Origin of the sequence: uncultured Anaerofustis sp., from assembly GCF_938029165.1 — a bacterium.
In the GTDB taxonomy this organism is placed as follows: Bacteria; Bacillota; Clostridia; order Eubacteriales; family Anaerofustaceae; genus Anaerofustis.
Genome location: NZ_CALHFB010000039.1, coordinates 211,833 through 224,140, shown reverse-complemented (window position 1 = coordinate 224,140; position 12,308 = coordinate 211,833). Strand labels below are relative to the sequence as shown.

The following is a 12,308-nucleotide window of genomic DNA, read 5'->3' as shown; positions in this document are numbered from 1 at the left end:
AGATTATTGGAAGAAAGTTTGATAGGAATAATAAATGCGTACGGTTATCTGGGGATAATGTTTTTGATACTCATAGAAAATGTATTCCCGCCCATACCCTCGGAGGTGGTTTTGCTCTTTGGGGGATATTTGACTGCAAAGGCAGGCATGAACCCCATACTAGTGATACTCGCGGCTACGATAGGCGCAATGCTAGGTGCGGTGATATTATATTCTTTGGGGTATATTTTAAAGAGAGAAAAGTTAAGGAGTCTGTTTTCGGGAAAGTTCGGCAGGGTAATGCATTTGAAGCCGGAATATATAGATTTAAGCTATAAGTGGTTTTTAAGGTATGAAAAGAAAGCGGTTCTGATTTGCAGGTGCATACCCGTAGCAAGGAGCCTTATTTCAATACCTGCGGGGATATCTAAAATGAAGTTTTCTTCATTTATCTTACTGAGTATCATAGGTACTCTCGTGTGGAACAGCTTATTGGTAAGTCTCGGAAATATCATGGGGGAAGCATGGGAAGCCTGCCTTCCGTACTTAAAAGGTTACTCCGAGATTGTTATTATCGGAGGGATAATAATAGGTGTGGTATATGTGATGATGTATATGAGAAGGAGAAAAAGAAGAGAAAAAAAGGTCGGTGATACAAGTGTGCATAATGGGAATGAAGATGTAAATGATGAGTATGATGATATTTCTTAAAAAAAATATAGAAGATACTGATATGGAGGATTGAAGAACAGAAATTTAAGATATTTAATTAAGGGGAAATATCATATATGTAAGAAATTTATTTTAAAATACTCATAAAAACATAAAAAAGCATTATTTAAATTGATTGAATATTCAGTAATCTTGACAAATTTCTCGATTTAATATAAAATATTTAAAAGGTACTATAAGTAGATATAGTACCTTGATTTTTATATGTAAGTATTTTAAGGGATTACATTTATATATTAAGGAGAAATTGTTATGGAAACCAATCAAATCGGCATTTTGCTGGTAATAATCATTTACCTTTTGGGCATGATCGTTATAGGCGCGATGTTTTCAAAGAAAAATGAAACTGCAAATGATTTTTATCTCGGGGGCAGGAGGCTCGGACCTTTTGTGACCGCAATGAGTGCGGAAGCTTCGGATATGAGCAGTTATTTACTTATGGGTATACCGGGTCTTGCTTATATTTCGGGTATAGCGGATGCGGGTTGGACGGCTATAGGTCTTGCTATAGGTACATATGTAAACTGGCTTTTGGTCGCTAAAAGGATAAGGATATACACGGCAGTGTGCAAGGATTCCTTTACTCTTCCTGCGTTCTTTTCAAACAGATACAGGGATAACAAGAATTTATTGATGCTTCTGGCTTCGTTGGTCATTATCATTTTCTTTATCCCTTATACAGGTTCGGGGTTTGCCGCATGCGGAAAATTATTTTCCAGTCTTTTCGGAGTGGATTATACTTTGGCTATGGTGGTAAGTGCGGTGATAATCATTTTATATACGGCTCTGGGAGGTTTCCTCGCTGCCAGTACCACGGACTTTATTCAAAGTATAATAATGTCGATTGCACTGATCGTTATATTTGTCTTCGGTATCGGTGCCGCAGGGGGTATGGACGCGGTAATAGACAATGCGAAAGCCCTTCCGGGATATTTGAGCATGTCTGCCACACATGATATGGCTAGCGGAGCATCTTCGCCTTACGGATTTTTAAGTATCTTTTCTACTCTTGCTTGGGGGCTTGGATATTTCGGTATGCCTCATATACTCCTTCGTTTTATGGCTATCGAAGACGAACAAAAATTAAAAGTATCGAGAAGGATAGCTTCTGTTTGGGTAGTTATATCAATGGGTATAGCGGTATTCATAGGTATAATCGGTTACGGTATGTCAAAAGCAGGAGTGATACCTATGCTGGAAGGGGCAAATTCAGAGACCGTCATCGTACAAATATCACATTATTTAAGTACGCACGGATTTATATTCGCTGTTCTTGCGGGGATAGTGCTTTCCGGTATCATTGCGTCGACCATGTCTACCGCTGACTCACAGCTCCTTGCCGCGTCTTCCAGCGTTTCCGAAAATATAATAGGCGGATTTTTCGGTAAAGAGCTCGATGATAAAAAGAGGATGATAGTTGCGAGAAGCTGTCTTGTTATAATTGCACTTATAGGTATGTTCATTGCAAGAGACCCTAACAGCTCCGTGTTCGGGATAGTATCCTTTGCCTGGGCAGGTTTCGGTGCGGCTTTCGGTCCCGTGGTATTGTTCGCACTCTTTTGGAGAAGAAGTAATAAGTACGGAGCCCTTGCTTCCATGTTATCGGGGGGAGTAATGGTATTCATATGGAAATACTTGGTAAGACCTTTAGGCGGAGCATTCAATATTTATGAACTTCTTCCTGCTTTTATAGTGGCTTGTGTATTTATGGTAGTGGTAAGTCTCATTACCGAAAAGCCTGATAAAGAAATCACGGATGAGTTTGATGAAGTTCAGAGACTTTTAAAATAACATGATAAAATAAAAAAGACCCTTTAGGGTCTTTTTTTGTTGACGGGGCGCGGATTCTGCCGAAGGCAGGCGTAGTGCCCCGCGGTATATGCATTGATAAATTATTTTATTTTAAATAATTAATAGTATTTTTTTTCTTTATTTATTGACAGTTAATATTTCAATAGCTTTTTTATATTTTTCATTTCTTTTTATATCTTTATTTGTTATTTTTTCGAGTCTCGTTAAATCCATATTATGTTTTAAATCAAGTAACTTGATTTTTCGTGCAAGATCATTTTTCTTTATTTTGTAAATATAATCAAAATAATCATACTGCTTTTTTGTTAAAGTATCAATAGCTTCAATTATATAAGTACTGAACCCAGCATTCAGTAAATCTTCTTTTGTAAGATTGCTGTCCTCCAGTGTGTCGTGTAAAAGTGCGGTAATAATTTCATCCTCTTCATTTAGTTTACTTGCTATATAAAAAGGATGCATTATATATGGCATGCCGCCTTTATCTGTTTGTCCTTTATGTGCATTAAAAGCAAGATTAATAGCCTTTTTTATCATAGGTGAATTTATATCCATAGATTTTTCTTCCAATATAATTTTTTTTATTATATCATATTATTACTTTAAATCGTAATAAAGTATATATGTTGACAAGATCCTAACATTATATTTTTAATTGCATATAATAAACAGATGTGATAGACTTTTCTTTGGTTATCACATTATATTTTATAGCAAGTATCAAACTAGGAGGAATATTAATGAAATTTGCAAAAAGAATGGATATGTTCACAGAAGGGATTTTTTCTAAACTTGCTAATTTAAAAGAAGAAAAAATAAAAGAAGGGATACATGTAGTTGACTTGAGCGTGGGTACGCCCAATATACCTCCGGCAGCTCATATTATTGATGCTTTGACCAAACAAGCTAAGGATTTGAACAGCTATTTGTATCCGTTAAACGATAAAGAGGATTTAAAAGAGGCAGTGGCAAAATGGTATAAAAATCGTTACGGCGTTGATTTAGACCCCGATACCGAAGTCCAGTCTTTGCTTGGGTCTCAGGAAGGGCTTGCTCATATAGCGCTTTCCGTCATTGATCCCGGGGATATCGTATTGGTTCCCGACCCTTGTTACCCTGTCTTTGCCGACGGTCCGAAACTTGCAGGGGCAGAACTTTATTATATGCCTCAAAGAGAAGAGAATGGTTATGTAATAGACCTTGATGAAATACCGGAAGATATAAGACAAAAAGCTAAATTTATGATAGTTTCCTATCCAAACAATCCTACAACAGCAATGGCACCAGACAGCTTTTACAAGGATTTGATAGACTTTGCCAAGAAATATGATATTATCGTACTTCACGATAATGCGTACAGTGATTTGGTATTTGACGGCAAAAAATGCGGAAGCTTTTTAAGGTTTGAAGGTGCTAAAGATGTCGGAGTAGAATTCAACTCCTTATCTAAGACTTACGGGCTGGCAGGTGCAAGAGTAGGTTTTTGTGTGGGAAATAAAGATGTGGTAAGTAATCTGAATAAATTAAAATCAAATATGGATTATGGTATGTTTCTTCCCGTTCAAAAAGCTGCCATAGCCGCCATAACAGGAGATCAGTCATGTGTCGAGGTTACGAGAAAGGCTTATGAAAAGAGAAGAAATATCCTTTGTGACGGACTTAACAGTATAGGCTGGGATATTAAAAGATGTTCATCAACAATGTTTGTTTGGGCAAAAATCCCTAAAAAGTATTCTTCTTCAGAGAAATTCTGCTTTGACCTTTTAGATAAAACCGGAGTATTGGTTACGCCCGGAAGTGCTTTTGGTCCTTCGGGAGAAGGGCATGTAAGAATGGCGCTTGTTCAGGATGAAGAAGAAATATTAAAAGCCATTGATAGTATAGATAAATCAAATATTTTAAAATAAATAAGGCTCGGTTTTACCGAGCTTTTTTGATTTGAACAAATGCTTCTTTATATTAAAAGAATATTAAATTATTTTAAAACCCGAGTTTTGGTGGTATAATAAAAAATATTTTATATGGAGGCATTATGTATAACAGCGGACTTATATTGGAAGGCGGCGGAATGAGAGGGATCTATACTGCCGGTGTACTTGATTTTTTTATTGATAAAGATATTTATTTTGAAAACAATTATGGCGTTTCGGCAGGGATATGTCATGCTTGTTCTTATATTTCAAAACAAAGAGACAGAGCTTACAGAGTGAATGTAGATTATCTTGATGATAAGAGATATGCAAGTTTTTATAGCTTAGTCACTACCGGGGATTATTTCGGTGCGGATATGTTATATAATAAAATTCCAAATGAATTATATCCTTTTGATTTTAAAACTTATGATGAATTTAAAGGAAATTTATATGCGGTCATTACCAATATAGAAACCGGAAAAGCAGAATACATTAAGCTTAATGATATGAATGAAGATATTATATATGTTAGAGCTTCCAGCTCACTTCCTCTTTTATCAAGGAATGTACTTATTAACAAAAAAGAATATCTTGACGGAGGCATTACCGACTCTATCCCGATCAGGAAATCTATTGAAGACGGTAATAAAAAAAATGTAGTAGTTCTTACGCAGCCTGAAGGCTATCAAAAAAGTAAAAATAAACTCCTTCCTATGATAAAAATAAAATATAGAAAGTATCCCGAATTTGTAAATGCTACTGCTAACAGACATATCAACTATAATGAATCCCTTAATGTTATAGATAAAGAAGTAAATAACGGCAACGCTTTTGTTATAAGACCCAGCAAAAATATGAATATAGGAAGGCTGGAGAAAGACAGGGATAAACTGAAAGCACTGTATGATTTGGGTTATAAAGACGCGAAAAACAGTTATGATGATTTGATTGGTTTCTTATCAAATTAGGTTATTTATTGAAATGAGCCGGTTAAAGGGACTTTTATTTATTTTAATAGATTGTTAATTATTATTAATACATCATTAAAAGTTGTTAATAAATAAAAAATTATTTTTAATATTATCTTAAACGGGGCTTCAAGATTAAATTGAATAAAAAATATATAATAATATCAAATTTAGTAGTTAATATTAAATTTGATATTTTTTTATAAATAAAATCTTTGCAAAGTATTTAATTTAGTTTTAAAAATAATTTTTAGGAAGTGATAAAATGAGAAAATCAGTATTGGTAATTTTTGGAGGTAATTCACCTGAGTACGATGTATCTCTTAAATCTGCATACTCTGTAATTAAATCTATAAATAAAAATTTATATGATATTAAACTAATCGGGATTAGCCGAAGTGGGGATTTTTATTTATATGAAGGTGATATTGAAAAGATAAATAATGATACTTGGCATTTAGATAAAAACTGTTTTGACGCTATGATATCGGGAAATAAGTCAGAACATGGAATTATTGTCATTAAAAACGGTGAAGTAATAAAAATACATATAGATGCTGCTTTTCCTATATTACATGGGAAAAACGGAGAAGACGGGACTATACAAGGTCTGTTCGAGCTAGTAGGTATACCTATAATTGGCTGCGGGATATTGTCTTCGGCTTTATGTATGGATAAATACAGAGCTCATAAATTAGTTGAAAGCATGGGTATTAAAGTACCTAAATCTGTTTTGATTGATAAAAATATAAAGGATCTCAGTAAGCACATTAAATATTTAGGACTACCGATATTTGTAAAACCATTAAAAGCAGGTTCATCTTTTGGCATTACTAAAGTTGAAGATAAAAAAGACTTATTTAAAGCGGTCGATAAGGCTTTTGAATACGATGATAAAGTAATACTGGAAGAAAATATCGATGGATTTGAAGTCGGATGTGCGGTGATTGGTAATGACAACCCGATAATCGGCGAAGTAGATGAAATAGAACTTTCCAAGGGCTTTTTTGATTATATTGAAAAGTATAATTTAAAAACTTCTAAGATACACATGCCTGCAAGGATAACCAAAGAAGAATCAAACACTATAAAGGAAACCGCTGTAAAAATTTATAAGATTTTAAACTGCAAAGATTTTGCCAGAGTGGATATGTTTATAACTGAGAACAGAGAAATAGTATTCAATGAAGTAAATACTATACCGGGATTTACAGAGCACAGCAGATTTCCCAATATGCTTAAAGGTATAGGAATGGATTTTGAGGATATCGTAAATACATTGATTTCTTTGGCGGTGTAATCATGAAAAGATTGTGTTTAGATAAAAATCAGGTATATAGCGGGGAACTGATATTGGTAAATGGGGATAATCCTATTAAAAAAATGATATCTAATAAAAATATAAGTTTAGTAGATAAAAAAAGTAATGTTTATTTAAATAAAACTGTCGATTATATGTTAAAAGAATTGCTATTCGAAATCGGCAGCAGAGATGAGATTATATATGTAAGCGGATATAGGACACTTGGGGAACAAATAAAAATATATAATGATTCTATTGTTGAAAATGGTGAGTTTTTTACTAATAAATATGTTGCTCTTTCAAATCATAGTGAACATCAAACCGGGTTAGCTATTGATTTAGCGAGAAATGATATAAATATTGATTTTATCAGACCCGATTTCCCACTAGACGGAATATACAAAGAGTTCAGAGAAAAAGCTCCCCATTATGGTTTTATAGAAAGATACTTAAAAGATAAAGAAAATATAACAAAAATATCAGCGGAACCTTGGCACTTTAGATATGTAGGCTTTCCTCATTCTGAGATAATCTCCCGAAATAACTTTGTTTTGGAAGAATATATAGAATATATAAAGGATTTTAAATATAGCAAAAAGCCGCTTACTGTTAAAGACAAAAATTTAAATATAGAAATATCGTATATTTGCTGTGAAAATGATAAAAATTGGATAGCCATTCCGGATAACTCTCCATATACTGTTTCGGGAAATAATATTGACGGTTATATATTGACATTATGGAGGACTTGATATGAAAGCCTTTAAGTATAATGGTATAGATTATTTTAGAATGATAGCCGCATTTTTAATCATTGCCATACACATAGGACCTCTTAGCAGTATAAATATTACATTGGATTTTGGTTTTACATATGTTTTATGCAGGATAGCTGTTCCTTTCTTTTTGATGACTACAGGGTATTTTGTTTTGTATCCCGTAGTTATCAATAATGATGATACCTTAAATTTATTTAAATTTTTAAAGAAGACATTATTTTTATATCTTATTGCCGTAATAATATATCTTCCGGTCAATATTTATGCGGGAGAATTTTATTCAAATATTGGTATTATAGGGATTATAAGAATAATATTTTTAGACGGTACATTTTATCATTTATGGTATCTTCCGGCTGTAATCGTGGGATGTATATTTGTATTTTTATTAAGTAAAAAGTTTAGTATCAAAAAGATATTCATTATTTCTTTATTGTTATATATATATTTGGTTTAATGGGAGATAGTTATTACGGACTTGTGAAGAATATTGGTTTTATAAATGAATTTTATGATGTTATTTTTAAATTGACTTCTTTTACTAGGAACGGTGTTTTTTATGCCCCAATATTTTTGATTATGGGGGTACTCATTAGAAAAATATCATTGAAATCTGAAGCAAAAGAAAATATGATTTATTTTGGTATATCGATGTTATGTATGCTTATTGAAGGTTTGATACTTCATCATTTTGATATCCAAAGACATACGAGTATGTATATATTTTTACTTCCATCAATGTTTTTCTTCTTTCAAATTCTTTTGAGTATTAAAGGTAAACAAAATAAAGGTTTTAGAAATATTTCAATGTATATCTATATAATTCATCCTATATTTATATTGGCTGTACGAATGGCTGTGAAAATATTTGATTTTATGAGTGTTTTTACTGAGAATTCTGTTTTAAATTATACGACTGTCAGTATCTTATCTTATGTATTCGCTATTTTAATAAATATTCTCTTTATTAAATATAAGGAGAATAAAAATGTATGATAAAGGCAGGGCTTGGATAGAACTGGATATAGATAATTTGGAACATAATGTGAATGAGTTTAAAAGAGTACTGCCTAAGGGATGTGAATTAATGCCTGCAGTAAAAGCTAATGCTTACGGACATGGTGATGTAGAAATTGCGAAAGCTTTAAATGAAATGGGGATTTATAATTTTTGTGTGGCAACGGTATTTGAAGGCGTAAAGCTTAGGAAATCAGGGATAAGGGGAGAAATACTTATACTGGGGTACACTCATTTAAAAAATATATACTTAATCAAAGATTACGACTTGACTCAAACAATAATTAATTATGAGTATGCAAGTTTAATAAATGAACTTGGATTTAATATCAAAGCACATATAAAAATCGACACCGGAATGCATAGGCTTGGAGAACATTTTGAAAATATAACAAATATAATCAGGATACTAAGTTTTAAGAATATAGATGTCAAGGGAGTATTTAGTCATTTATGCGTAAGTGACAGCTTGGGTAAAAAAGACATAGAGTTTACAAGGCTTCAAATAAATCATTTTAATAATATTGTAAAGGTACTTAAAGCAAATAACTACTCTGATTTAAAGTTTCATCTTCAGGGGAGTTATGGAGTTCTCAATTACCCCGATTTAAAATATGATTACGTAAGAGTAGGTATCGCACTTTATGGTGTATTAAGCAATAAAAATGATAAAACAGTGCTTGATTTAACATTAAAACCCGTTTTGTCATTAAAGGCTAGGGTAGAGGTAGTAAGGATGATTTTAAAAGGTGAAGCTATCGGTTACGGGCTGGATTTCAAAGCAAAGAAAAAAAGTAAAATTGCCGTTGTATCCATTGGGTATGCAGACGGTATTTCAAGAAGGCTATCAAATAAAAACGGATTTATTTTAATAAAAGGTATTAAAGTTCCCATAATCGCAAGGATATGTATGGACCAATTATTTATAGATGTCACAAACGTTGAAGATGTAAAAAGAGATGACGAAGTCATATTTATAGGAAAATCAGGGGATAGGGAAATCAGGGTAACGGATATGGCTGGTAGTCTCGATACTATAACCAATGAAGTACTAAGCAGGCTGGGTGAAAGGCTTGAGAGGATATATAAATAATGATTATGGTTTATTTCTTTCACTTTATTTGTAATAAAAATCAATATTAAATGTATAAAAATAAGCATAATGGTGCTATAATGTATAGAAAATGTATATTTTTATAATTAAAGAGGTATTGATATGAGTGAATGTTCACATGATTGTTCAACATGTTCTGCTAATTGTTCTTCAAGAGAACAAACGAAAGAAGACTTTTTAGTAAAACCACATAAAAAAAGTAATATAAAAAAAGTAATAGGAGTCGTTAGCGGTAAAGGGGGAGTAGGTAAATCTCTCGTTACTTCGCTTTTGGCTTCCAAGATGAAAAAGGAAGGTTATAATGTCGGGATTTTAGATGCCGATATAACCGGACCTTCCATACCAAAGATATTTGGAGTGAGCGGAAATGTATATGCGACTGAAGAGGGCGCTTATCCAAAAAGCAGTAAAGGCGGAGTAGATATAATGTCTATAAACCTTCTCTTGGATGATGATACAAAGCCTGTCGTATGGCGTGGTCCCGTTATTGCAGGAGCTGTAGGTCAGTTTTGGACAGATATTATTTGGGAAGATATAGATTATATGTTTGTGGATATGCCTCCCGGAACAGGTGATGTTCCTCTTACCGTTTTTCAAACACTTCCTGTTGACGGGATAGTAATAGTTGCATCTCCTCAGGAGCTTGTTTCCATGATAGTTGAAAAGGCTGTTCATATGGCAAATATGATGAATGTAAAAGTTTTGGGTTTGGTTGAGAATATGAGCTATATTGAATGTCCGGACTGCGGTAAAAAGATAAACGTTTTCGGTGAGAGCCATGTAGATGAAATAGCTGAAAAGTATAATTTAGATGTTCTTGCAAATATTCCTATAGACCCGGAAATAGCTGAAAAATGCGACAAGGGCGAAATCGAAGATTTGAATAAAAATTATGTAGATAAAGCTGTAGAAAAGTTAAAGGAACTGTAGGAGGATATATATGATAAAACATATCGTTTGTTTTAAATTAAAAGACAACAGTGAGAAATCATGTAAAATGGCTAAGGAAACGCTGATGTCCATGAAAGGTCATGTGGATATGATCAAGGATATTAATGTGGGTATAGATTTCCTTCATTCCGTCAGGTCTTACGATATTATTTTGGAAGTTGTTTTGGATAATAAAGAAGCTCTTGATGCTTATCAAAATGACCCATATCATGTTGATGTAGTAAAGACTTATATGCATAAAGTAAGAGAAACCAGTGTTTCGGTGGATTATGTAATAGATTAATATTAAAGGGGCCTATAAAGGTTCCTTTTTTTATAATATAAATTTATATATTATTTTATAGATAAGTATGTGTATAATATAGAAAGGAGGAGCTTATGAACAGAACAGAAGAATTCCTGCAGCTTTATAAACGATTGGAACAGACTGCTGTGGTTGAATATAATTTTCCTAAAGACGGGAAGAGTATAAGCAGGCTTATCAATTTAAAATGTTATAAACATATCAGAGGGGAGCTTGAATACTGTAAGGAAATAAGAAATATACTTCAGCATAATCCCAAAGTAAATGATGAATATGCAATTGAGCCCAGTAATTCCATGATAGAGCTTTTAATGAATGTCTTAAAGCAAATAGAAACTCCAAAGAAAGCTATAGAGTTTGCTGTTGGTTATAATGATATTATAAAAGCTTATATAGGAGATAATGTACTTGATTTTATGAATAAAATGGATAGTAAAAAAATCAGCCATATCCCTATAATGAATGAGAATGGGATAGTTAGAGGAGTATTTGGGGAAAACACGGTTTTTCAGTGTGTACTTGATGAGGGTATAGATGAAATAAATGATAAAACCAGATTTTTTCATATAAAAAGATATTTATCACTTGATAATCCAATACTCGAAAAGTTTCTTTTTGTACATAAAAATACTTTAATGATAGAAATAGAAGATATGCTATATAATGCATATAAGAGAAATGACAAAATAGGGGCAATTTTTATTACGGAAAATGGAAAAGAAAATGAAAGATTAATTGGTCTTATTACTCCATATGATGTAATAGGATATAAATAAGGAGAATTATGAATTTTATTTTTACAGAACAGTTTATAAATATATGTGAAATTATTGGAATAATAGCTTTTGCAATATCGGGAGCAATGGTTGCTATAGAAAAGGATTTGGACGTATTCGGTGTTGTCGTTTTAGGTGTTACGACCGCACTTGGAGGGGGGATAATAAGGGATATAATACTCGGTATGTTGCCTCCTAATATGTTTACAAATGGGACATATGCGGCTCTTGCTGCCGTCTCGGCATTAGTTGTATTTATATTTTCTTATTATAATTATAAATATATTGAAGATCATATAAGTTTATTTAATAATGCTCTTAATGTGTTTGATGCCATCGGGCTTGGTGTATTTGTGATACTGGGTATGAACTCGGCTATATTTGCCGGATTTACCTATAATAATTTTCTTCTTGTTTTTGTAGGTGTAATTACGGGGATCGGGGGAGGAATGCTTAGGGATATAATGGTTTCGGATATACCCTTTGTTCTCAGAAAAAGGATTTATGCTCTTGCCTGCATAGTAGGCGGAGGACTTTATTTGGTAATGCTTAAAAATAATGTGAATTCTGATATATCTGTTCTTATAGGTATTTTCTCTATTATATTTATAAGGCTTCTTTCAAGAAAATATAAATGGTCTCTTCCAAAGGTAAAAAAATAAT

General features: G+C 32.8%; 14 protein-coding genes. 13 read left to right on the top strand and 1 reads right to left on the bottom strand.

All coding sequences use genetic code 11. The features are described from left to right. Positions 1-6 precede the first annotated feature (6 nt). Both Q0516_RS05855 and Q0516_RS05850 read left to right on the top strand, forming a co-directional pair. On the top strand, positions 7-690 hold the full coding sequence (locus Q0516_RS05855) for a DedA family protein (protein WP_294464275.1): 684 nt from the start codon (positions 7-9) through the stop codon (positions 688-690). A 273-nt stretch (positions 691-963) separates the two neighbouring features. Continuing rightward, on the top strand, positions 964-2,502 hold the full coding sequence (locus tag Q0516_RS05850) for a sodium/proline symporter (protein WP_294464272.1): 1,539 nt from the start codon (positions 964-966) through the stop codon (positions 2,500-2,502). Between the two features lie 138 nt (positions 2,503-2,640). On the opposite strand, the gene Q0516_RS05845 is transcribed toward Q0516_RS05850, so the two are convergent. Beyond that, entirely contained in the window at positions 2,641-3,075 is a 435-nt protein-coding gene (locus Q0516_RS05845; protein ID WP_294464271.1) for a GTP pyrophosphokinase, read from the bottom strand. Positions 3,076-3,260: 185 nt separating this feature from the next. Between Q0516_RS05845 and Q0516_RS05840 the strand changes: the two genes are divergently transcribed. From Q0516_RS05840 to Q0516_RS05790, 11 genes are all read left to right on the top strand, one after another. Beyond that, a complete protein-coding gene (locus tag Q0516_RS05840) occupies positions 3,261-4,427 on the top strand; it encodes an aminotransferase class I/II-fold pyridoxal phosphate-dependent enzyme (RefSeq protein ID WP_294464268.1) in 1,167 nt (388 codons plus the stop codon). 125 nt (positions 4,428-4,552) lie between these two features. Next, positions 4,553-5,401, top strand: coding sequence for a patatin family protein (locus tag Q0516_RS05835; RefSeq protein ID WP_257480613.1), 849 nt, complete (start codon positions 4,553-4,555; stop codon positions 5,399-5,401). Positions 5,402-5,666: 265 nt separating this feature from the next. After that, positions 5,667-6,701 carry a D-alanine--D-serine ligase VanG gene (gene vanG, locus Q0516_RS05830; protein WP_294464266.1) on the top strand — a complete coding sequence of 345 codons (1,035 nt, stop codon included), beginning with the start codon at positions 5,667-5,669 and terminating at the stop codon, positions 6,699-6,701. Between the two features lie 2 nt (positions 6,702-6,703). Beyond that, positions 6,704-7,456, top strand: a complete 753-nt coding sequence (locus Q0516_RS05825; RefSeq protein WP_294464263.1) for a M15 family metallopeptidase — start codon at positions 6,704-6,706, stop codon at positions 7,454-7,456. Between the two features lies 1 nt (position 7,457). Then, the gene (locus Q0516_RS05820) at positions 7,458-7,940 is read left to right on the top strand and encodes an acyltransferase family protein (RefSeq protein ID WP_294464261.1); all 483 of its coding nucleotides are present in this window, start codon (positions 7,458-7,460) and stop codon (positions 7,938-7,940) included. Further along, positions 7,940-8,479: an acyltransferase family protein gene (locus tag Q0516_RS05815; protein WP_294464258.1), complete on the top strand. Its 540-nt coding sequence runs from the start codon at positions 7,940-7,942 to the stop codon at positions 8,477-8,479. Before Q0516_RS05820 ends, Q0516_RS05815 begins: the two co-directional genes overlap by 1 nt. Further along, positions 8,472-9,593, top strand: a complete 1,122-nt coding sequence (gene vanT / locus Q0516_RS05810; protein WP_294464256.1) for a serine racemase VanT catalytic subunit — start codon at positions 8,472-8,474, stop codon at positions 9,591-9,593. The genes Q0516_RS05815 and vanT overlap by 8 nt, the downstream gene beginning before the upstream one ends. A 123-nt stretch (positions 9,594-9,716) precedes the next feature. Continuing rightward, the gene (locus Q0516_RS05805) at positions 9,717-10,544 is read left to right on the top strand and encodes an Mrp/NBP35 family ATP-binding protein (RefSeq protein WP_257480618.1); all 828 of its coding nucleotides are present in this window, start codon (positions 9,717-9,719) and stop codon (positions 10,542-10,544) included. A 10-nt stretch (positions 10,545-10,554) separates the two neighbouring features. After that, positions 10,555-10,848 carry a Dabb family protein gene (locus tag Q0516_RS05800; RefSeq protein ID WP_294464247.1) on the top strand — a complete coding sequence of 98 codons (294 nt, stop codon included), beginning with the start codon at positions 10,555-10,557 and terminating at the stop codon, positions 10,846-10,848. A 95-nt stretch (positions 10,849-10,943) separates the two neighbouring features. Beyond that, entirely contained in the window at positions 10,944-11,645 is a 702-nt protein-coding gene (locus Q0516_RS05795; RefSeq protein ID WP_294464245.1) for a CBS domain-containing protein, read from the top strand. Between the two features lie 8 nt (positions 11,646-11,653). Continuing rightward, on the top strand, positions 11,654-12,307 hold the full coding sequence (locus Q0516_RS05790; RefSeq protein WP_294464240.1) for a trimeric intracellular cation channel family protein: 654 nt from the start codon (positions 11,654-11,656) through the stop codon (positions 12,305-12,307). The last annotated feature ends 1 nt before the right edge of the window (position 12,308 follow it).